The 19,817-nt window shown below is 66.8% G+C and carries 14 protein-coding genes; 3 read left to right on the top strand and 11 right to left on the bottom strand.

Translation table 11 applies throughout. The annotated features are described in order from the left end of the window. Positions 1–289 precede the first annotated feature (289 nt). The gene (gene gltB / locus OSH07_RS18580; RefSeq protein ID WP_420909658.1) at positions 290–4,975 is read left to right on the top strand and encodes a glutamate synthase large subunit; all 4,686 of its coding nucleotides are present in this window, start codon (positions 290–292) and stop codon (positions 4,973–4,975) included. A 10-nt stretch (positions 4,976–4,985) separates the two neighbouring features. Beyond that, complete coding sequence (locus tag OSH07_RS18575) at positions 4,986–6,407, top strand: glutamate synthase subunit beta (RefSeq protein ID WP_266340180.1); 1,422 nt, start codon at positions 4,986–4,988, stop codon at positions 6,405–6,407. Between the two features lie 228 nt (positions 6,408–6,635). Here the strand turns inward: OSH07_RS18575 and OSH07_RS18570 are convergent, their stop codons facing one another. The 3 genes from OSH07_RS18570 to galE form a co-directional block, all read right to left on the bottom strand. Next, complete coding sequence (locus tag OSH07_RS18570) at positions 6,636–7,943, bottom strand: SGNH/GDSL hydrolase family protein (RefSeq protein ID WP_266340179.1); 1,308 nt, start codon at positions 7,941–7,943, stop codon at positions 6,636–6,638. A gap of 59 nt (positions 7,944–8,002) precedes the next feature. Continuing rightward, entirely contained in the window at positions 8,003–9,256 is a 1,254-nt protein-coding gene (locus OSH07_RS18565) for a lytic murein transglycosylase (RefSeq protein WP_266340178.1), read from the bottom strand. 95 nt (positions 9,257–9,351) lie between these two features. Further along, positions 9,352–10,344 carry a UDP-glucose 4-epimerase GalE gene (gene galE / locus OSH07_RS18560; RefSeq protein ID WP_266340177.1) on the bottom strand — a complete coding sequence of 331 codons (993 nt, stop codon included), beginning with the start codon at positions 10,342–10,344 and terminating at the stop codon, positions 9,352–9,354. Positions 10,345–10,492: 148 nt separating this feature from the next. On the opposite strand from galE, the gene galU reads away from it, so the two are divergent. Beyond that, on the top strand, positions 10,493–11,371 hold the full coding sequence (galU, locus tag OSH07_RS18555) for a UTP--glucose-1-phosphate uridylyltransferase GalU (protein WP_266340176.1): 879 nt from the start codon (positions 10,493–10,495) through the stop codon (positions 11,369–11,371). Between the two features lie 163 nt (positions 11,372–11,534). On the opposite strand, the gene OSH07_RS18550 is transcribed toward galU, so the two are convergent. The 8 genes from OSH07_RS18550 to OSH07_RS18515 all read right to left on the bottom strand — a co-directional run bounded on the left by OSH07_RS18550 (position 11,535) and on the right by OSH07_RS18515 (position 19,603). Next, entirely contained in the window at positions 11,535–12,155 is a 621-nt protein-coding gene (locus tag OSH07_RS18550) for an ankyrin repeat domain-containing protein (RefSeq protein ID WP_266340175.1), read from the bottom strand. 699 nt (positions 12,156–12,854) lie between these two features. Then, positions 12,855–13,442, bottom strand: a complete 588-nt coding sequence (locus OSH07_RS18545) for an NAD(P)H-dependent oxidoreductase (RefSeq protein ID WP_266340174.1) — start codon at positions 13,440–13,442, stop codon at positions 12,855–12,857. 4 nt (positions 13,443–13,446) lie between these two features. Then, positions 13,447–14,028, bottom strand: coding sequence for an NAD(P)H-dependent oxidoreductase (locus OSH07_RS18540; RefSeq protein ID WP_266340173.1), 582 nt, complete (start codon positions 14,026–14,028; stop codon positions 13,447–13,449). A 1-nt stretch (position 14,029) separates the two neighbouring features. Beyond that, positions 14,030–15,445 carry an FAD-binding oxidoreductase gene (locus OSH07_RS18535; protein ID WP_266340172.1) on the bottom strand — a complete coding sequence of 472 codons (1,416 nt, stop codon included), beginning with the start codon at positions 15,443–15,445 and terminating at the stop codon, positions 14,030–14,032. A gap of 2 nt (positions 15,446–15,447) precedes the next feature. Next, positions 15,448–16,761 carry a cytosine deaminase gene (locus OSH07_RS18530; RefSeq protein ID WP_266340171.1) on the bottom strand — a complete coding sequence of 438 codons (1,314 nt, stop codon included), beginning with the start codon at positions 16,759–16,761 and terminating at the stop codon, positions 15,448–15,450. A 1-nt stretch (position 16,762) separates the two neighbouring features. Beyond that, a complete protein-coding gene (locus OSH07_RS18525) occupies positions 16,763–17,641 on the bottom strand; it encodes an ABC transporter permease (protein WP_420909656.1) in 879 nt (292 codons plus the stop codon). Then, positions 17,638–18,456, bottom strand: coding sequence for an ABC transporter ATP-binding protein (locus OSH07_RS18520; protein ID WP_266340170.1), 819 nt, complete (start codon positions 18,454–18,456; stop codon positions 17,638–17,640). The genes OSH07_RS18525 and OSH07_RS18520 overlap by 4 nt, the downstream gene beginning before the upstream one ends. 139 nt (positions 18,457–18,595) lie before the next feature. Then, positions 18,596–19,603, bottom strand: coding sequence for an ABC transporter substrate-binding protein (locus tag OSH07_RS18515; RefSeq protein ID WP_266340337.1), 1,008 nt, complete (start codon positions 19,601–19,603; stop codon positions 18,596–18,598). Between the last annotated feature and the right edge of the window lie 214 nt (positions 19,604–19,817).

Here is a 19,817-nt window from a genome sequence, read left to right as displayed (position 1 = left end):
TAACGGCAGGACGGTTTCGCGAATTGCGGAAGCGGGCAGGCAGGTTCGGAATGAACCTTGCTTGCAAGAGGATGCGGCCGGACGGCCGGGGTTGCGAACGCCGGTTCGGCGGGGCGCGGCGGTTTGGGCGCGATGCGTCTTATAGTGAATACGGCGATGCGCCGGTTGCCGGTCCAGACGTTCCCGAGGGAACGGGCGGACGGGCGGCCGGCTGGATCGTCGAATGATGAACCATAGAGGATGAGAGGGCACTCAGATGCCGAAGGACTTGCGCGAGACGGAAATGCAGATGGCAGCAGCGGCGACTACCCGCGCCGCCAAAAGCACTGCCGTACGCAACAAGGCCGGCGGAATAGGCGCCCAAGGCCTCTATGACCCGCGCAATGAGCACGATGCCTGCGGCGTCGGCTTCATCGCCAACCTGAAGAACGAGAAGTCGCACCGCATCGTCCAGAGCGGCCTGCAGATCGTCCGCAACCTCGAGCATCGCGGCGCAGTCGGCGCGGATCCGCTGATGGGCGACGGCGCCGGCATGCTGGTCCAGATCCCGCACCGCTTCTTCTCCGAGGAAGCGGACCGGCTGGGCTTTGCCATCGGCGCGCCCGGCAGCTACGCCGTCGGCTTCCTCTTCCTGCCGCAGGACGCGGAGATCCGCGCCGGCATGGAGAAGATCGTCGAGGAAGTCGTCGTCTCCGAGGGCCAGGAGCTGCTCGGCTGGCGCGACGTGCCGGTCGACAACTCGTCGCTGTCCAAGGCGCCCGACATCGCGGCGACCGAGCCCTACCATCGCCAGGTCTTCATCGGCCGCGGCAAGGGCATGGCGAGCGACGAGGCGTTCGAACGGCGGCTGTTCATCATCCGCAAGGTGATCTCGAACCGCATCTACGCAGCCTATTCCGGCCTCGACAACGACTTCTACGTCGTGTCGCTGTCGTCGCGCACCATCGTCTACAAGGGCATGTTCCTGGCCGAGCAGCTGGGCGCCTATTATTGCGACTTCCACGACGAGCGCTTCGAGAGCGCGCTCGCGCTCGTGCATCAGCGCTTCTCGACCAACACCTTCCCGTCCTGGCGCCTGGCGCATCCCTACCGCATGGTCGCGCATAACGGCGAGATCAACACGGTGCGCGGCAACGTCAACTGGATGGCGGCGCGGCAGGCCTCGGTCGATTCGGAGCTCTACGGCAACGACATCTCGAAGCTGTGGCCGATCTCCTATGAGGGACAGTCGGACACCGCCTGCTTCGACAACGCGCTCGAGTTCCTGGTCCAGGGCGGCTATTCACTGCCGCACGCGGCCATGATGCTGATCCCCGAGGCCTGGGCGGGCAACCCGCTCATGGACGAGCAGCGGCGCGCCTTCTACGAGTATCACGCCGCGCTGATGGAGCCCTGGGACGGCCCCGCCGCCGTCGCCTTCACCGACGGCCTGAAGATCGGCGCCACCCTCGACCGCAACGGCCTGCGCCCGGCCCGCTACCTCGTCACCGAGGATGGCGACGTGCTGCTCGCCTCCGAATCCGGCGTGCTGCCGGTTCCGGAGGAGAAGATCATCACCAAGTGGCGGCTGCAGCCCGGCCGCATGCTGCTGATCGACCTCGAGCAGGGCCGCATCGTCTCGGACGAGGAGATCAAGACCGAGCTCGCCACCAAGCTCCCCTACCAGGAGTGGCTGGCGCGCACCCAGATCGTGCTGGAAGACCTGCCGCCGGTGCCGCCGCGCGCGCCGCGCACCGACGTGACGCTGCTCGATCGCCAGCAGGCCTTCGGCTACACGGGCGAAGACCTGAAGCTGCTGATGGCGCCGATGGCGACCACCGGCCAGGAAGCGGTCGGCTCGATGGGCACGGATACGCCGATCTCGGTGCTCTCCGACAAGTCGAAGCTGCTCTACACCTACTTCAAGCAGAACTTCGCCCAGGTGACGAACCCGCCGATCGACCCGATCCGCGAGGAGCTCGTCATGAGCCTCGTCTCGTTCATCGGACCGCGGCCGAACCTGTTCGACCTGCAAGGCGCCGGCCGCCGCAAGCGGCTGGAAGTGCGGCAGCCGATCCTCGAGAACCCGGATCTCGAGAAGATCCGCGCCATCGGCGAGCTGGACGACAATCCGTTCCAGTCGAAGACGCTCGACATCACCTACGCCTCGGCGCAGGGCGCCGAAGGCATGGCCGACGCGCTGGAGCGGCTCTGCGAGCGCGCCGAGGCGGCCGTGCATGGCGGCTACAACATCATCATCCTGTCGGACCGCATGGTCGGGCCGGACCGGATCCCGATTCCGGCCCTGCTCGCCACCGCTGGCGTGCACCATCACCTGATCCGCAAGGGTCTGCGCACCTCCGTCGGTCTCGTCGTCGAGACGGGCGAGGCGCGTGAAGTGCATCATTTCTGCGTGCTGGCCGGCTTCGGCGCCGAGGCGATCAATCCCTATCTCGCCTTCGAGACGCTGACCGACATGAAGAAGGACTTCCCCGAGGAGGTCGACGACGAAGAGATCGTGCATCGCTACGTCAAGTCGATCGACAAGGGCATCCTCAAGGTCATGTCCAAGATGGGCATCTCGACCTACCAGTCCTATTGTGGCGCGCAGATCTTCGACGCGGTCGGCCTGGCGTCGGAATTCGTCGAGCGCTACTTCTTCGGCACCGCCACCACCATCGAGGGCATCGGCCTCGCCGAGATCGCCGAGGAGACGGTGCGTCGCCACGCCGAGGCCTTTGGCAACGGCGCGATCCTGCGCAACACGCTCGATATCGGCGGCGAGTACAACTACCGCATCCGCGGCGAGAAGCATGCCTGGTCGCCCGACTCGGTGGCGACGCTGCAGCATGCCGTCCGCACCGGCTCGTGGGATCGCTACGAAGACTACGCCAAGGCGATGAACGAGCAGTCCAAGGCGCTGCTGACGCTGCGCGGCCTGTTCGAGATCAAGATGGCGGAGGAAGTCGGCCTGACCCCGGTGCCGCTCGAGGAAGTCGAGCCGGCGGCCGAGATCGTCAAGCGCTTCGCCACCGGCGCCATGTCGTTCGGCTCGATCTCGCGCGAGGCGCACACCACGCTCGCCATCGCCATGAACCGGATCGGCGGCAAGTCGAACACCGGCGAGGGCGGCGAGGAGCCGGAGCGCTTCCAGCCGCTGCCGAACGGCGATTCGCTGCGTTCGTCGATCAAGCAGATCGCCTCGGGCCGCTTCGGCGTGACGACGGAATATCTCGTCAACTCCGACGTGATGCAGATCAAGGTGGCGCAGGGTGCCAAGCCCGGCGAAGGCGGACAGCTGCCCGGCCACAAGGTCGACGCGACCATCGCCAAGGTCCGGCATTCGACGCCGGGCGTCGGCCTGATCTCGCCGCCGCCGCACCATGACATCTACTCGATCGAGGATCTGGCCCAGCTGATCTTCGACCTGAAGAACGTCAACCCGCAGGCCGATGTCTCGGTCAAGCTCGTCTCCGAAGTCGGTGTCGGCACGGTCGCCGCCGGCGTCGCCAAGGCGCGCGCCGACCACATCACCATCTCCGGCTTCGAGGGCGGCACCGGCGCTTCGCCGCTGACCTCGCTGAAGCATGCCGGCAGCCCGTGGGAAATCGGCCTGGCCGAGACGCAGCAGACGCTGGTCCTGAACGGCCTGCGCTCGCGCATCGCCCTGCAGGTCGATGGCGGCTTCCGGACGGGTCGCGACGTCATCATCGGCGCGCTGCTCGGCGCGGACGAGTTCGCCTTCTCGACGGCCCCGCTGATCGCGGCCGGCTGCATCATGATGCGCAAGTGCCACCTGAACACCTGCCCGGTCGGCGTCGCCACCCAGGATCCGGTGCTGCGCAAGCGCTTCAAGGGCACGCCCGAGAACGTCATCAACTTCTTCTTCTTCGTCGCCGAGGAAGTGCGCCAGCTGATGGCGGCCATGGGCGCGCGCACCCTGGTGGAGCTGATCGGCCAGTCCGACCGGCTCGACAAGGTCGCGGCGGTCAACCACTGGAAGGCGGCCGGTCTCGACTTCACCAAGCTGTTCCACAAGGTGGAGGCCGGGCCGGAAGAGATCCGTCATACCGAGCTGCAGAAGCACCCGATCGAGCATGTGCTCGACCGCAAGCTGATCGCCGAGGCGGCGCCCGCGCTCGCCACCGGCAAGCCGGTCAAGATCGAGGCCGAGATCCACAACACCGACCGTTCGGCCGGTGCGATGCTCTCGGGCGAGGTCGCCAAGCGCTACGGCAATGACGGCCTGCCGGAAGACACGATCGCCATCACCCTGCGCGGCACGGCCGGCCAGAGCTTCGCCGCCTTCCTGGCGCGCGGCGTCTCGATCGACCTGATCGGCGAAGGCAACGACTATGTCGGCAAGGGCCTGTCCGGCGGCCGCATCGTCGTGCGTCCGCCCGAGGCGACCCGCATCGTGCCGGAGCAGTCGATCATCGTCGGCAACACCGTGCTCTACGGTGCGACCGAGGGCGAGGCCTATTTCCGCGGCGTCGCCGGCGAGCGCTTCTCCGTCCGCAACTCGGGCGCGATCGCCGTCGTCGAGGGCTGCGGCGACCATGGCTGCGAATACATGACCGGCGGCATCGTCGTCGTCATCGGCCAGACCGGCCGCAACTTCGCGGCCGGCATGTCCGGCGGCATCGCCTATGTCCTGGACGAGGACGAGACCTTCGCGCAGCGCTGCAACCTGTCGATGGTCGAGATCCAGCCGGTCCAGGAAGAGGACGACCTGCTCGAGAAGCTGCATCACCATGGCGGCGACATCGAGCACAAGGGCCGGATCGACATCACGTCGAACATGAACCGCTTCGATGACGAGCGCCTGCACCGCCTGATCTCGCAGCATCTCCACTACACGGGCTCGACCCGCGCCAAGGAGATCCTGGAGAACTGGGAGAGCTATCGTCCAAAATTCCGCAAGGTCATGCCGGTCGAATATCGGCGCGCACTGATCGAGATGGAACGCGCGCGCTACGGCGTGGCGGCCGAGTAAGGGGGAAGAAATGGGTAAGGTAACGGGTTTCCTCGAGATCGACCGCCAGGACCAGAAGTACCAGCCGGCTGCGGACCGCATCCGGCACTTCCGGGAATTCACCCTGCCGCTGAACGACCAGGACGTCGTTCGGCAGGCGGCGCGCTGCATGGATTGCGGCATTCCGTTCTGCCATGGCGACACCGGCTGTCCGGTGCACAACCAGATCCCGGACTGGAACGACCTCGTCTATTCGGGCGACTGGCAGGAGGCGGCGCGCAACCTGCATTCGACCAACAACTTCCCGGAGTTCACCGGCCGCATCTGCCCCGCCCCGTGCGAGGAAGCGTGCACGCTGAACCTCGAGAACACGCCGGTCGCCATCAAGACGGTCGAGCAGTCGATCGCCGACAAGGCCTGGGACGAAGGCTGGATCAAGCCGGAGATCGCCTCGGTCAAGACCGGCAGGAAGATCGCGATCGTCGGCTCCGGCCCGGCGGGCCTGGCGGCTGCGCAGCAGCTCGCCCGCGCCGGCCACGACGTGCATGTCTATGAGCGCGAGGCCAAGGCCGGCGGCCTGCTCCGCTACGGCATTCCGGACTTCAAGATGGAGAAGCACTTCATCGATCGGCGCGTGGCGCAGATCGAGGCCGAGGGCGCGACCTTCCACTACGGCCAGAACATCGGCGTCACCAAGCCGATGGCCGAGCTGGTGGACGGGCACGACGCCGTGCTGCTGACGGGCGGCGCCGAGGCTCCGCGCGATCCGAAGCTGCCGGGCGCCGAGATGGAAGGCGTTCACTACGCCATGCCGTTCCTGGTCCAGCAGAACCGGCGCGTCGGCCGCGAGGAGATCCACGAGGAGCCGATCATCGCCACCGGCAAGCGCGTCGTCGTCATCGGCGGCGGCGACACGGCGTCGGACTGCGTCGGCACCTCGTTCCGCCAGGGCGCGCTCGCCGTCACCCAGCTCGACATCCGCCCGATGCCGCCGCTCAGGGAAGACAAGCTGAGCGTCTGGCCCTACTGGCCGACCAAGTTCCGCACCTCGTCCTCGCAGGCCGAGGGCGCCGAGCGCGAGTTCGCCTGCGCGACGCTGCGAGTCGTCGGCAAGAACGGCAAGGTCACGGGCGTCGAATGCGCCCGGGTCGACGAGAAGCGCCGGCCGATCGAGGGCACGGAATTCATCATCCGCGCCGACCTGGTCTTCCTGGCGATCGGCTTTGCCCATCCGGTGCATGAGGGCATGCTGGCCGAGCTTGGCGCCACGCTCGACAAGCGCGGCAACCTCGCCGCCGATACGAAGAACTACCAGACCTCCGTCGACAAGGTGTACGCCGCCGGCGACATGCGCCGCGGCCAGTCGCTGGTCGTCTGGGCGATCCGCGAGGGTCGCCAGGCCGCGCATGCGATCGACAAGCAGCTGATGGGCGCGACCAACCTCGCCTGGTAGGGCACGGTCCGCTCATCCCCGAAGAAGAAGCCCCCGCCGGTCGCCGGCGGGGGCTTCTTTCTTTGGTGGCGGCGTTCCGCGATGGGATTCGGCAGGCCCCTCACCCTGCCCTCTCCCGCAAGCGGGCAAGGGTTCCGGTCAGCGCTCTTCATCAATCACGCGCTTTGGCGAGGGGCACATGCGGCCCCCTCTCCCGCGCGCGGGAGAGGGCTGGGGTGCGGGCTTCCCCTACTGCACCGAGGGCGCCAGGGTCGGCACGGCGGCGGTAGGCGCCGGCAGGATGACGATGCCGTCGACGATGCTGGACGAGGACGTGGCGGCGCCGTCGTCCTCCGCATGCGGCGGCTTCCAGGCGAAATCGTCGACCCGGCCCGGCTGCGGCGCCGGCGCCTGGCCGCGGACGGTCAGCTTATATTGCAGGCTATCGGCCGCGGGTCCGGGACCCGCCTCGTTGGCGGCGCCGACGAGCTTGGCGCTGGCGGCGCCCGGATCCGGCTCCGTCAGCGACACCACCGGCCCGACCTTGCGCTCCTTGCCGTCCGGACCGATCTCGGTCGCCGCGTTCGGATTGGTCGGGGTGATCGAGCTCATCGGCAAGCCGAGGCCGCTGCTCTGACGGATGTCGCGCTCGACGAAGAAGGCGAGCTTGCGCTTGCCGGCCTTGCTGAAATTGATCCCGTCGCCGAGGCGCAGATTGCGCATCTGGCCATCGACGTCCGGTCCGCGCGCGATGAACTTGCCGCTCTCGTCGGCAAAACCGTCCCAGACATCGATGAAATGCGCCCCGACCGCGTCGGCCCGCGCCTTGAACAGCTGGTTCAGCTCGGCCATGTCGGCCGAGGCGTCCGACGAGCGGAGCGGCGGCGCGCCGACCCAGTAGACCGGCTTGCCATAAACCTTCAGCGCCAGCAGGAAACGCTCGACGCGCTGCTGATAGGCCTTGCGCCATTCGTCCGAGCCGGGCGAAAGCCTGCCCTCCGCGGTCTTGATCTGCTGACGGTCATTGGCACCCATCTCGACGACGACGATGTCGGGCTTCTCGCTGTCGAGCAGCTCGGTAATCCGGCTGGCCCAATCCAGGTAATCGTCGCGCACGAAGCCGGACGAGCCGTCGGAGCGGTCGATAACAACAAGCCGCGGCTCCTCGGCGAAGGCCTGGTCCAGCCCCCAGGCGAGGCCGCTGCCGACGAAATCTCCGACGACGAGCACCTTGCGCGCGTCCGGGTTCTTGGGCTGGACCTCGAGCGCCGGATAGATCGGTTCGGCCGGCGCGGCCGGACGCTTCTTGCGCACCGGCGGCGCCTGATCGTTCGACTGACGCGGCGGGCGCTGCATGCCCGGTCCGCGACGACGACCGAGTTCCTCCGGCGGCACGGGATACAGGTCCTGCGGCGGCGGCCGCTCAATGCCGAAGAGGCGGTCGAGGAATCCGGCCGGTCCGCCGCGGAACTGCGCGGCGGCGGGCTCCGTCGCGCTCGCCAGCGCGACGGCAGCCAGGATAAGGGCGACCCAACTTCGAAGCATACCAGCCAGCATGACGACATCCCGCCATTTGGGGGTCGCCTGCCCTCGCGACCTTTCCTGAGGGGGCGATCTTACCTGCCAGACCGCAATTGCTGCAACAGGCCCGTCGAGGCGTAGCCGTCCGGAATGTCGCCGGCGGCCGCCTGGTACTGGCGGATGGCGAGGCGCGTGCCGGCGCCGATCTTGCCGTCGACGGAGCCTGAATAGTAACCGTGGCGACCGAGCAGCTGCTGCAATTCGGCCCGCTCCGCCGCCGAAAGCGGCCGCACGTCGCGCGACCAGCCCGAAACGAACTCGCCGCCGCCGCGCAGCCGGTCCGACAGGTGGCCGACGGCCAGCGCATAGGCATCGGCGTTGTTGTAACGCTTGATCACCTTGAAGTTATGCAGGAGCAGGAAGGCGGGCCCGCCGGCGCCCGCGGGCGCATAGAGCGTCGCCGTATCGTTCGAGGCAGGGAACGGCCGACCCGCGACGCGGTGGATGCCGAGCTTGCGCCACTGGTCGAGCGACAGCGCCTTGCCGGAATCGGCGTGGCGCCAGTCGAAGCCGGCCGGCAGCTCGACCTCGTAGCCCCAGGTCTGGCCATGCCGCCAGCCCATCTTGGCGAGATAATTGGCGGTCGAGGCGAGCGCGTCGACCTCCGAGGTCCAGACATTGCGCTTGCCGTCGCCGTCGAAGTCGACGGCATAGGCCTGGTAGGTGGTGGGGATGAACTGGGTGTGGCCCATGGCGCCGGCCCAGGAGCCGACCATGTGGCGAGCATCGACATCGCCGCGCTGCAGGATCTTCAGCGCCGCGATCAACTGCTGGCGACCATATTTCGCGCGCGAGCCACCCTGATAGGCGAGCGTCGCCAGCGAGCGGATGGTGTTCTTGACGATCTTGTCGTTGGTCAGGATCTGGCCATAGGAGGATTCCATGCCCCAGATCGCGACCACCACGCTGCGGTCGACGCCGAAGGTCTGCTCGATCTGCTGCAATTGCCGGCCATACTGGCGCATCGCCTCGCGGCCGTTCTCCAGCCGCTTGGCGGAAACGGCACTATCGAGATAGTCCCAGAGCGGCTTGACGAACTCGGCCTGCGAGCTCGCCTTGGCGAGCACGTCGGGATCGGGGGTGAAGTTGCCGAGGGCGCTGTTGTAGACGCTGCGCGAAATGCCGGCCTTCTGAGCCGTGGGCCAGAAGCTCGCCACCCATCGCGCGCCTGCCGCATCCGCCATGGCGGGCACCAGGCCGGCCAGCAGCATCAGGAACAGAAGCACAACGCGGGTTCCGGCGGCCGCGAACGGCCGTGCGGCGGAAACGGGCGGGCTCAAAAATGCCATGTCTCAGAGGTCTCCTCGTCTTCGTGTCAATGCAAGTCCGGGCCCCCGTCCGGTTCGTTCTCAAGCTCCGGCCGGGTCTTGCCCGGTCCTTTCGCTCAGTCGCGCTGGTTGCGCCGGCCGAGCGCCTCCTCCCAGGCCAGCGCCGTCGCAACGCACTGGTCGAGATCGTCATGCATGGGCGTCCAGCCAAGCGTGATGCGCGCACGTGTCGAATTTGCGACCACGGCGGGAACATCGCCGGCGCGACGACCGCGCTCGATGACGGAAAAATCCCGGCCGGAGACGCGCCGCACCGACGCCAGCACCTCGCGCACCGAATAACCGTGGCCATAGCCACAATTGGCGACCAGGCTGTCGCCGCCGGCGCGCAGATAGGCGAGCGCATCGGCATGCGCGCTCGCGAGGTCGGCGACGTGGATGTAGTCGCGCACGCAGGTGCCGTCCGGCGTGTCGTAGTCGGTGCCATAGAGGTCGATGCCGTCGCGCTTGCCGAGCGCCGTCTCGCAGGCGACCTTGATCAGGTGGGTCGCGCCCCGGGTCGACTGGCCCGTGCGGCCGCGCGGATCGGCGCCGGCGACGTTGAAATAGCGCAGCGCCACATAGCGGAAATCATGCGCCCGGGCCGCGTCCTCCAGCATCATCTCCGTCATCAGCTTGGAGCGGCCATAAGGCGATTGCGGCACGGTCGGCGCAGTCTCGATGACCGGTTCGGTGCCGGTATCGCCATAGACGGCGGCGGTCGAGGAAAAGATGAAGTGGCGCACGCCGGCGCCGATCACCGCCGCCATCAGCGCGCGGGATTTGACGGTGTTGTTGAGATAGTAGCCGAGCGGGTCGGCGACCGAATCCGGCACGACGATCGAACCGGCGAAATGGATCACCGCGTCGATCGAATGTTGGGCGACCAGTCGCCCGACCAGCGCCTCGTCGGCGATGTCGCCCTCGACGAAGACGGCTTCCGGCGCAACGGCCCATTGAAAGCCGGTGGACAGGCGGTCGAGCACGACCACTGCCTCACCAGCGTCAACAAGACGCCACACCATGTGGCTACCAATATAGCCGGCTCCGCCAGTCACCAAGACCGCCACTTCAAAACTCCAAGCATATTCCGATTGTTAATGAACTATGAATAGGTAAACGAAGTCTTGATGAAGGCCAAAACGCTACCTTTTCATTGGTATTCTTGTTAGGAATCTGTCGATATGCTGCCCGTACCGATGCATCTGTGAGGCGTCCATGAACCCGAAGATTCGCAAGGCCGTATTTCCTGTTGCAGGCCTTGGCACCCGCTTTCTGCCCGCGACCAAAGCCATGCCGAAGGAGATGCTGACGGTCGTCGATCGTCCGCTGATCCAATACGCCGTCGATGAGGCGCGCGAGGCCGGCATCGAGCACCTGATCTTCGTCACCGGCCGCAACAAGGCGGTCATCGAGGATCATTTCGACGTCCAGTACGAACTCGAGGCGACGCTTTCCGACCGCGGCAAGAAGGAGGCCCTGAGCCTCCTCGCCAAAGACCTGCCGAAGCCGGGTTCGACCAGCTTCACCCGCCAGCAGGTTCCGCTCGGCCTCGGCCATGCCGTCTGGTGCGCGCGCGAGATGATCGGCAACGAGCCGTTCGCCGTGCTGCTGCCGGACATGGTGATGAAGGGCGAGCCGGGCTGCCTGAAGCAGATGGTCAAGGTCTACGAGGAATGGGGCGGCAACGTCCTCGCCGTCGAGGAATGCGACCCGGCCCAGACGCACCAGTACGGCATCGTCGGCATCGGCCAGGAAGTCGGCGGCCCCGCCTTCCGCATCAACGCGATGGTCGAGAAGCCGAAGCCGGAAGTGGCGCCGTCCAACCTCTACATCAACGGCCGCTATATCCTGCAGCCGCAGATCTTCGACTTCCTGTCGAAGCAGGAGCGCGGCGCCGGCAACGAGATCCAGCTGACCGACGCCATGCTGAAGCTGATGGACCGCCAGTATTTCTACGGCTGCCGCTTCGACGGCCAGACCTATGACTGCGGCAACAAGGTCGGCTTCCTCGCCGCCAACGTGGCCTTCGCGCTCGACCGCCCGGATATCGCCGACGAGTTCCGCCCGGAACTCGAAAAGCTCCTGGCGCGCTGAGGCGACCGGCACCTGCCTTCGCCTCTCCCTGCGGGAAGGTGACGGTTGCGGCCCCAGGCTTCGCCTGAAGGGAATACGAAAGCGGCGGCTCCGATGCGATCGGGCCGCCGTTTTCATGTTCGCCGCCGCCGGCGACTTTATCCCTGCCCTCGCAACCGGGCGGCTATCCGCGCGCGCCGGCCTTCGTCAGGAGTTCGACGATCGGCTGGAAGCCGCGCTCCCTGGCGTGCCGCAAGGGCGTGACGCCATTGCCATCCGGCAGCGACGGATCGGCTCCGCCGTCGAGCAGGAGCCCGACGATCGCGACATGGCGCTCGCCGCCGTCGCCGAGCAGGATCGCCTCGAGCAGCGCCGTCCAGCCGAGATTGTTGACATGATCGACCGCGACGCCCGCCTCGATGAGCGTGCGCACGGTTTCGACATGGCCGCGCTCCGACGCCGGAATGAGCGCGGTGCCGCCATAGCGGTTGGTGCTCCCGAGGTCCGCCCCATACGCCAGCGTCAGCTTCAGGATCTCGAGATGACCGCGGGCGCCGGCATAGAGATAGGGGCTGTCCTGGATGCGGTCCTTGGCGTTGACGGCGGCGCCGGCCAGGATCAGCAGCCGCGCGACCTCGACGAAGTCCCGATGCGTCGCGACCAGCAGCGCCGTCTCGCCCTCGGCGTTGCGGGCATCGAGCGCGACGCCCTTGGCAAGGAGGTCGGCGACGGCGGCCGCGTCGTTGCGCTCGACGGCCTCGAACAGGGCGGCCGCATTCGGGGCGGTCTGGGCGGAAGCGGTCATGACACCGGACACCATGAAAAGGGTTGCGATCCCGGCAACGGCGGCGGCGCCGCTGCCGCTCAGAAGCGTTCGCCGGGACGGGTGACGGATCGGCATGGGCAGCGGTCCTCAAACTCGGGAAACGACGAGCGCGTGCCGCCCGTCAGGAGCTTCCCTTGTAGAACACCGCGGCGGTCATCGCGAACCGCAGTCTCCTCATGGATCCTGCGCCGGGCCAGTCGGAGCCGCCTCGCAATGCCTATCCGCCAAGCCCGGCATCCGCATGGGATGGACGGGGTTGCGACGGATCCATGCATCGACGTCTCGGAGATCGTCGGGATACGGCTCGGCACCGGGGAAGCTTCGATAGCTCCAGAATCGGAACCCCGCCGCCCACAGCCTGCTGAGCTTTTCCCACTGATCGACGTCGCGCTTTCTCGGCGGGCGGAAGGAGCGCCCCATCAAGGCGAGAGGTCTCTGGCATTGGGGACACGCATGATCTGTGTCGCCACTGCATTTCCACGATTTCCGACAAGCAAAGCACGCGTGCGAAATCAGATAGTCCGGCCCCCGGAAGTAGGGTCGGATGACCGGGCCGGGGACGGAACGGTTGCCGATGGCTTTCCGCAGTACCATCCGCTCGTGCTTTGTCAGGCTCGCGCTCATTCCATGAAAATGAAGCAACGCCCCGCTGCTCGCAATGGTCAGGATGTGCGCGGGCTACAGCTTGCCGATCTTGCGATCGACCCTGGCGAGGTAGCGCGCCCGGCTCTCCGGCGTCGAGCTGTCCATCTTGTAGTGCGCCATGTAGCTGGTGCGGCAGAGCGGGTGGCAGAGCGTGCGGATGCCGCGCAGCAGGATGCGCCGGCCCGGCTCGCCGATCAGCTTGGAAAGCCACCAGGTCGCCCCGCAGGTCGTCACCACGGCGAGCTTGCGGATGTTCTTCATGCCCGGGCGCGAGCCGCGCGTCGCCGTCGGCATGATGAAGGTGGCATGCGGCACCCAGACCCGCTCGAGCCAGCCCTTCAGCATGGCAGGCGGACTGAACCACCAGGTCGGATAGACGAAGACGAGGATCTCGCACCACTTGATATGCGCGAGATGGTCGGCGATCGGCACCTCGTTGACGACGGGGTCGTTGTAGACCCGCCGCTCGTCGGCGCCCATCACCGGATTGAAGCCGGAGGCGTAGAGGTCGAGCAGGCGGACCTCGTGACCGGACCGCTTCAGCGCGCCGACGACGGTGTCACGGACGGCGGCGCCAAAACTTTCCGGCACGGGATGGGCAAAGACGACGAGCGCGCGCATGAGGCTAAAAGCGTTCCATCTCTTTCGTGACGCGCTCCAGGAACGCCGATCGCGTCGCTTCCGTCGAGCGGTTCATGTCGTAATGGGTGAGGTAGGGCACGCGGCCGAGCCTGCCGACCTGCGCACGCAGCACGCGCGTGACGCTCTTTCGCGGCGGATCGCCGACGAGGAGCGCCCGCCAGCGCGCGCCGCCATAGGTCGCCACGGCCGCGAGCTTGCGGATATGGCCGAGATTGCCGACCGCCTTGCCGTTTTCCATCCGGAACGACACGCCGGGCAGGAACACCCGGTCGAAGAAGCCCTTCAGGATCGCCGGGAAGCCGAAATTCCAGACCGGATAGACCAGGACGAGCGCCTCGGCCCGCATCACCCGCTCGACATAGGGATCGACGTTGCGCCGGTTGACGGCGAGGTCGTGGTAGTCGATCCGCTCCTGCCGCGACAGGACCGGATCGAAGCCCTCCGCATAGAGGTCGCAATCATCGACCTGGTGCCCTGCCCGCGTCAGCGCGCCAACGACGGCGCCGTGCAGCGCCGCCTGGAAACTCGTCTCGACGGGATGCGCATAGAGCACCAGCACGCGCATGTCAGCTGGCCTGCTGCAGGCCCGGGAACAGGAAGGTCTTGGTCGAGGTGAAGTCGAATTCGGGGTCTTCCCAGGCGATCATCTTGCCCGGGTTGAGCAGGCCCTTCGGATCGGCCTCGCGCTTGAAGGCGAGCTGGGTTTCGTCGGTCTGCTTCATGCCGCCTTCTTCCAGCGTGTAGCGGTGCGGGTTGAAGATCGGGCATCCATGTTCCTCGTGGATGCGGATGATCTCCTCCAGCCGCGCCTCGGTGGTGTAGCGCACCATCGGCAGGCCCATCGGCGTGATCTTGCCGTCGAAGCGGACGAATTCGAGATGGCCGGGCACCTCGTCGCCAAACAGCCTGGTCAGCGCCTCGATCTTCTCGATGTGGTGCGGCGGCGGATACATCGACTGCAGATAGGTGATCGACGGGTCGACGCGGATGGCGCGCAGCGTCGTGTGGTTCCAGCCGAGCTCGTAGTTCGGCGGAATGCCCTTGAGGTCCTCCGCCGTATCCGAGCGGAACACCACCTCGCCCTTGCTGCGCGAGGTGAGCGCCAGGAAGGCGTCGACCGCATGCGCGGCGACCGTGACGATCGCCAGCGACTGGCCGGGCTTCAGGAACTTCTGGTGGCGCAGGAAGTAGTCGTAGGGAATCGGCGCCGCGACGGTGGCGAGTTCCTTGACGAGCAGGCCGTCGGCATTGCCGACGCCGTCGGCGTAGCGCACCGCGTCCATGTAGTCGTCGAAGCCGACGAGGACGTCGACCCAGTCATAGGCCGTCGTCAGCGGCATCTCGACTTCGGTGATGATGCCGTTGGTGCCGTAGGCGTGCATCACCTTGTGCAGTTCCCAGCCGGTCAGCTCGAGGATGCGCGGCTCGGCCTCCATGGTGACGACGCGCAGACGCAGCACGTTGCCGATGTCGCGCAGGCCGCCCCAGCGGATCGAACCGACGCCGCCGGAGCCGCCAGCGATGAAGCCGCCGATCGTCGCCGTCTTGGCGGTGGAGGGATGCAGGCGCAGTTCCTGGCCGGAATGGGCACGCGTCTCGGCGTCGAGCTGGGCGATCACGGCGCCGGGCTCGGCGATGACGCGGCCGGGGAAGATCGCCTTGACCTTGTTCATTTCGGCGAGATTGAGGATCAGGCCGCCGGAGAGCGGCATCGCCTGGCCGTAATTGCCGGTGCCGGTGCCGCGCGGCGTGACGGGCACCTCATGCTGGAAGGCGGCCTTCAGAATGCGGATCACCTCCGCCTCGTCCTTCGGCGTCGCCACCAAATCGGCGGTGATGTGATCAAGCTGCGCCTTCAGAACGGGCGAATACCAGAAGAAGTCACGGCTCTTCTGCTTCACCAGCGCCGGATTCTCCTCGAGCGCGACGCCGTCCAAGTCGGCCTTCAGCGCGGCGAGGTCGTTTCTGAATTGGTGAGCCATGATCAGTTTCCAAACAGGGAATCGAGTTCGCGATAATCGGGCAAGGTCCGGTCGATCGCATTGCCATAGCGCAAAACGGTGCGATCGGATTGCGGCCGCGACAGGAATTCCGACCAGGTCCTGGCGCGGAACAGCACCAGGTCGGCCGGATCGCCGGCGCGGATGCGGCCGACGTCGGGGCGGCGCAGGACCGCCGCCGGATTGGTGGTGACGACGCGGGCGGCGCCATCGAGCGGATGGTCGAGATGCAGGATGCGCACGGCCTCGCGGAACACCTCGACGGCGTCGAGGTCGCCATAGGCGTAGAACGGATCGCGCGTGTTGTCCGAGGCGACGGCGACGCGGATGCCGCGCTCCTCCATCTCGTTCAGCAGCGTCACGCCGCGCCAGCGCGGCGTGCGGCCGGGGTGGCGATCCTGCAGGTAGAGATTGCACATCGGCAGCGAGACGACGGCGAGGCCCGCCTCGGCGACGAGATCCAGCGTGCGGTCGGCTTCGTCCTCGTCCTGGCGGGCGAGCGAGCAGCAATGGCCGACCGTGACCTGGCCCTGATAGTCGGTGCGGATCGCGGCTTCCGCGATCGCCTTCAGCGAGCGGGCGTTCGGATCGGCGGTCTCGTCGACATGCAGGTCGATGTCGAAGCCATTCTCCGACGCCATGGCGAAGAGGTGGTCGAGCCCGGCCTCTAGCCCGGGGCTCATATAGGTGAAGCCGCCGAGCACGCCGCCATAGGTCCGCAGCGTGTCGGTCAGGCGCGCCCGCACCGTCGCGTCGAGAAACAGGTCGATCGGCGACAGCGCCACGGCCTGCAGGTCGACGCGGCCGGCCCAGGCATCGCGCGCCTCGGCAAAGGCCGGCCACGAGGCCGGGAACTGCGGCGGCACGCAGTCGATATGGGTGCGGATCAGCCTGGTGCCATGGGCATAGGCGGAGCGGAGCGAGAACTCCATCCGCGCCCGCACATCGGCCGTGGTCCAGTTGGCGTCGCGGTCGGCATCGACGGCAGCTAGTGCGTCGGCGAAGCTGCCCGAGGGGTTTTCGCGGCGCGCCCAGATATGCCCCTTGTCGAGATGCGTGTGCATGTCGACGAAACAGGGCCAGACCTGGCCCTTGTCCAGGTCGACGACGGGCGCATCGATGACGCTGCCTGCCGGCTTGAGCGCCTCGATCTTGCCGCCGGCGACGACGATGTCGGCCCGCATCAGGCCCTCGCCGACGTCCTGTCCGTCGAACCCGTCGACCGTGACCGCCGGCAAGGTCGCGTTGGCGAGCACATAGCGATCCGCCTCCGGGATCGCGACGAAGCCTTTCGCCATCTCAGTTCTCCCGTCGGATCGCGCTCTCGTGCCAGCGACGCAGCAGCAGGTGCGAGATCAGGCTGGTGGCGCCATAGATCACGACACCGGTCGCGCACAGCAGGATGAGGGCGGCGAACAGGCGGGGAATGTTGAGGCGATACTGCGATTCAAGCAGGCGGAAGGCGAGGCCGGAACCTGCACCGGCCGAGCCGGCCGCGAACTCCGCGACCACGGCGGCGATCAGGGCGAGGCCGCCGGCGATCCGGAGGCCGGCGAGGAAATAGGGCAGCGCCGCCGGCAGCTTCAGGTGGATCATCGTCTGCCAGCGGCTGGCGCCGTAGAGCTCGAACAGGTTCAGCAGGTTGTGGTCGGTGCTCTTCAGGCCCTGCGTCGTGTTCGACAGGACCGGGAAGAAGGCGACGATCCAGGCGCAGATCAGCAGCGCCGCCTGCGTCGACGGCGCATAGATCAGGATCAGCGGCGCGATGGCGACGACCGGCGTCACCTGCAGGATGACCATGTAGGGCGACAGCGCCAGCTCGATCCATTTCGACTGAGTGAGCAGGATCGCGAGCGCCACGCCGCCGACCAGCGCGATCGCGAGCGCGGCGAATGTGATCTTCAGCGTCACCAGCAGCGCCATGCCGAGGATCGGCCAGTCGTTGACGAGCGACTGCGCCACCAGGTTCGGGCCGGGCAGGATGTATTTCGGGATATTGTAGGCGGCGACATACCAGGCCCAGAGGCCGATCAGCATGGCGAGCATGACGAGCGGGATGAGCACGCGCAGGACGCGCTCGCTGACCGGCATCGCCGGCGCGGGAACGGGCGCGGCGTCCTGGTGCGCCGCCGGCGCGGCTGTCTCGCCCGCCGCGGGGCCGTGATCGATGCTGGTCATAGGTGGTCAGCCGCTCCGATAGCGGAAAGAAGGGATTCCGAAGCGCGGCGGCAATAGTCGCCATAGGCCTGCGAGGTGCGGAAGCCGATGCCGCGCGGATGCGGCGCATCGACCTCGATCTCGTCGATCACGCGGCCCGGACGGGCGGCCATGACGACGATCCGGCTCGACAGGTAAACGGATTCGAAAACCGAGTGGGTGACGAAGACGATGGTCCAGCCGAACTGTTCCCAGAGCCGCAGCAGGTCGTCATTGAGCTTCTGGCGGGTGATCTCGTCGAGCGCCGCGAAGGGCTCGTCCATCAGCAGGATGCGCGGCCGGGTCACCAGCGCGCGGGCGATGGAGACGCGCATCTTCATGCCGCCGGAAAGCTCGCGCGGGTAGGAATCGGCGAACTTGTCGAGGCCGACCATCTCCAGCGCTTCCATGATGCGCGGCCGCGCCTCGGCCTGCGAGATGCCCTTCAGCCGCAGCGGCAGCCAGACATTCTTGAACACGGTCGCCCAGGGCATCAGCGTCGGCTCCTGGAACACAAAGCCGATGTCGCCGCCCTTCTTGTCGCCCGCGACATGCGAGCCGTCGGGCCAGACGATGCTGCCGGAGGAAGGCTCGCCGAGCCCGGCCAGCATCCTGAGCGCGGTCGACTTGCCGCAGCCCGACGGACCGAGCAGGCTGATGAACTCGCCGGCGCGGATCGACAGCGACATGTCCTTCAGCGCGATGGTGCCGTTCGAGAACGTCTTCGAGACATGCTCGAGACGCACGATGGGCCGTCCGGACTCAGCGGAAGGCGGGCTGCTGGTTGCGAGAGACAAGTATTCCGTTTCCTCAACTGCGTGGCCTGGCATGCCACGATCCCGGCCCGGCCCTATCAGCCGCGGCCGGCAAGTGGAAATGGCATTGCCGGGACGAGCCCGGCAATGCCGGGAGCCGCGCGGCTCCCTTTTCGCGATCTTACTTCTTCAGGTCCTTGCCGACGCCCTTGCAGACGAACTTGGTGGTGTAGACCTTCGACAGGTCCAGACCGGCCTTGGTGACGCCCGCCTTGACCATCTTGTCGTAGAAATCATGCACGCGCGCATCGGTGATGCAGCCGATGCCCTTCTCCAGCGTGTCGCCGGAATCGACCAGGCCGTAATCCTTCATGGTCTGGACCGAATAGGCGATCTGCTCGTCCGTGATCTCCGGATTGTCCTTCTTGATCAGGGCGTTGGCGGCCGAGTTGTCGCCGTAGAGATAGTTGTACCAGCCCTCGATCGAGGCATCGACGAAGCGCTGGACGATATCCGGGTTCGCCTCGGCATATTCCTGCGTGGCTTCGATCAGCGTCGAATAGGTGCTGAAGCCCTGATCGGCGAGCAGGAACAGCTTCGGCTTGAAATCGGCCTGCTTGGCGATCTCGAACGGCTCGGAGGTGATGTAGCCCTGCTGGGCCGAGTTCGGATCGGCCAGGAACGGCGCCGGATTGAAGGTGTAGGGCTTGAACTGCTCGTCGCGGAAGCCCGGGAAGGCCGACTTCATCCACTGGAAATAGGAGGCATAGCCGTCCTTCGACAGCAGCAGCGTGTCGAGCTTGGCGAGGTCCTCGAACTTCTCCACCTGCGGGTGGGCGATGATGACCTGCGGCTCCTTCTGGAAGATCGCCGCGACCTCGACCAGCGGAATGCCCTCGTCGGCGGCCGCGAAGGTCTCGACCAGGTTGCCGGCCATGTTGAAGTTGGTCTTGCCGGCCAGCATCAGCTGGCGGTTGGCCGCCTGCGGGCCGCCCTGCACGATCGTCACCTTGAGGCCGTGCTTCTCGTAGGTGCCGTCAGCGACGGCCTGGTAGAAGCCGCCATGCTCGGCCTGCGCCAGCCAGTTGGTGCCGAAGGAGACCTCGTCGAGCGCGAAGGCCTGGCCGGAAAAGGCCACTGCCGCCGCGCCGGCCGCCAAGCCGATGAACTTCGTCCGGATGGAAGTCATAAACACTCCGCCTTTCCTTGTCGCGACAGCCCCCGCGGTCGCCAAAACGCGTTTCTCCCGAACCGCATTGCCTCGGTTCGCGGCCTCCCTGGCCTGAAATCGAGCTTCCCATTCGCAAGACATATGCCAAGGCGCCCTGCGAAGCGCCACCATCCGCCCGCCGCCTAGCCATCCGCCCCGATTTCGGGAAGTGGCGCCATATTATGCGACGAAC

The sequence above is a fragment of the Kaistia nematophila genome (genome assembly GCF_026343855.1).
Lineage (GTDB): Bacteria > Pseudomonadota > Alphaproteobacteria > Rhizobiales > Kaistiaceae > Kaistia > Kaistia nematophila.
Note: the sequence above shows the minus strand (reverse complement) of the source record. Positions and strands in the feature narration are given on the sequence as shown.

Bases quoted from the DNA above. Each gene is read 5' to 3' on its own strand.
- gltB (WP_420909658.1), top strand. From the start codon at position 290: ATGGCAGCAGCGGCGACTACCCGCGCCGCCAAAAGCACTGCCGTACGC.
- OSH07_RS18575 (WP_266340180.1), top strand. From the start codon at position 4,986: ATGGGTAAGGTAACGGGTTTCCTCGAGATCGACCGCCAGGACCAGAAG.
- OSH07_RS18570 (WP_266340179.1), bottom strand. From the start codon at position 7,943: ATGCTGGCTGGTATGCTTCGAAGTTGGGTCGCCCTTATCCTGGCTGCC.
- OSH07_RS18565 (WP_266340178.1), bottom strand. From the start codon at position 9,256: ATGGCATTTTTGAGCCCGCCCGTTTCCGCCGCACGGCCGTTCGCGGCC.
- galU (WP_266340176.1), top strand. From the start codon at position 10,493: ATGAACCCGAAGATTCGCAAGGCCGTATTTCCTGTTGCAGGCCTTGGC.
- OSH07_RS18550 (WP_266340175.1), bottom strand. From the start codon at position 12,155: ATGACCGCTTCCGCCCAGACCGCCCCGAATGCGGCCGCCCTGTTCGAG.
- OSH07_RS18545 (WP_266340174.1), bottom strand. From the start codon at position 13,442: ATGCGCGCGCTCGTCGTCTTTGCCCATCCCGTGCCGGAAAGTTTTGGC.
- OSH07_RS18540 (WP_266340173.1), bottom strand. From the start codon at position 14,028: ATGCGCGTGCTGGTGCTCTATGCGCATCCCGTCGAGACGAGTTTCCAG.
- OSH07_RS18535 (WP_266340172.1), bottom strand. From the start codon at position 15,445: ATGGCTCACCAATTCAGAAACGACCTCGCCGCGCTGAAGGCCGACTTG.
- OSH07_RS18530 (WP_266340171.1), bottom strand. From the start codon at position 16,761: ATGGCGAAAGGCTTCGTCGCGATCCCGGAGGCGGATCGCTATGTGCTC.
- OSH07_RS18525 (WP_420909656.1), bottom strand. From the start codon at position 17,641: ATGACCAGCATCGATCACGGCCCCGCGGCGGGCGAGACAGCCGCGCCG.
- OSH07_RS18515 (WP_266340337.1), bottom strand. From the start codon at position 19,603: ATGACTTCCATCCGGACGAAGTTCATCGGCTTGGCGGCCGGCGCGGCG.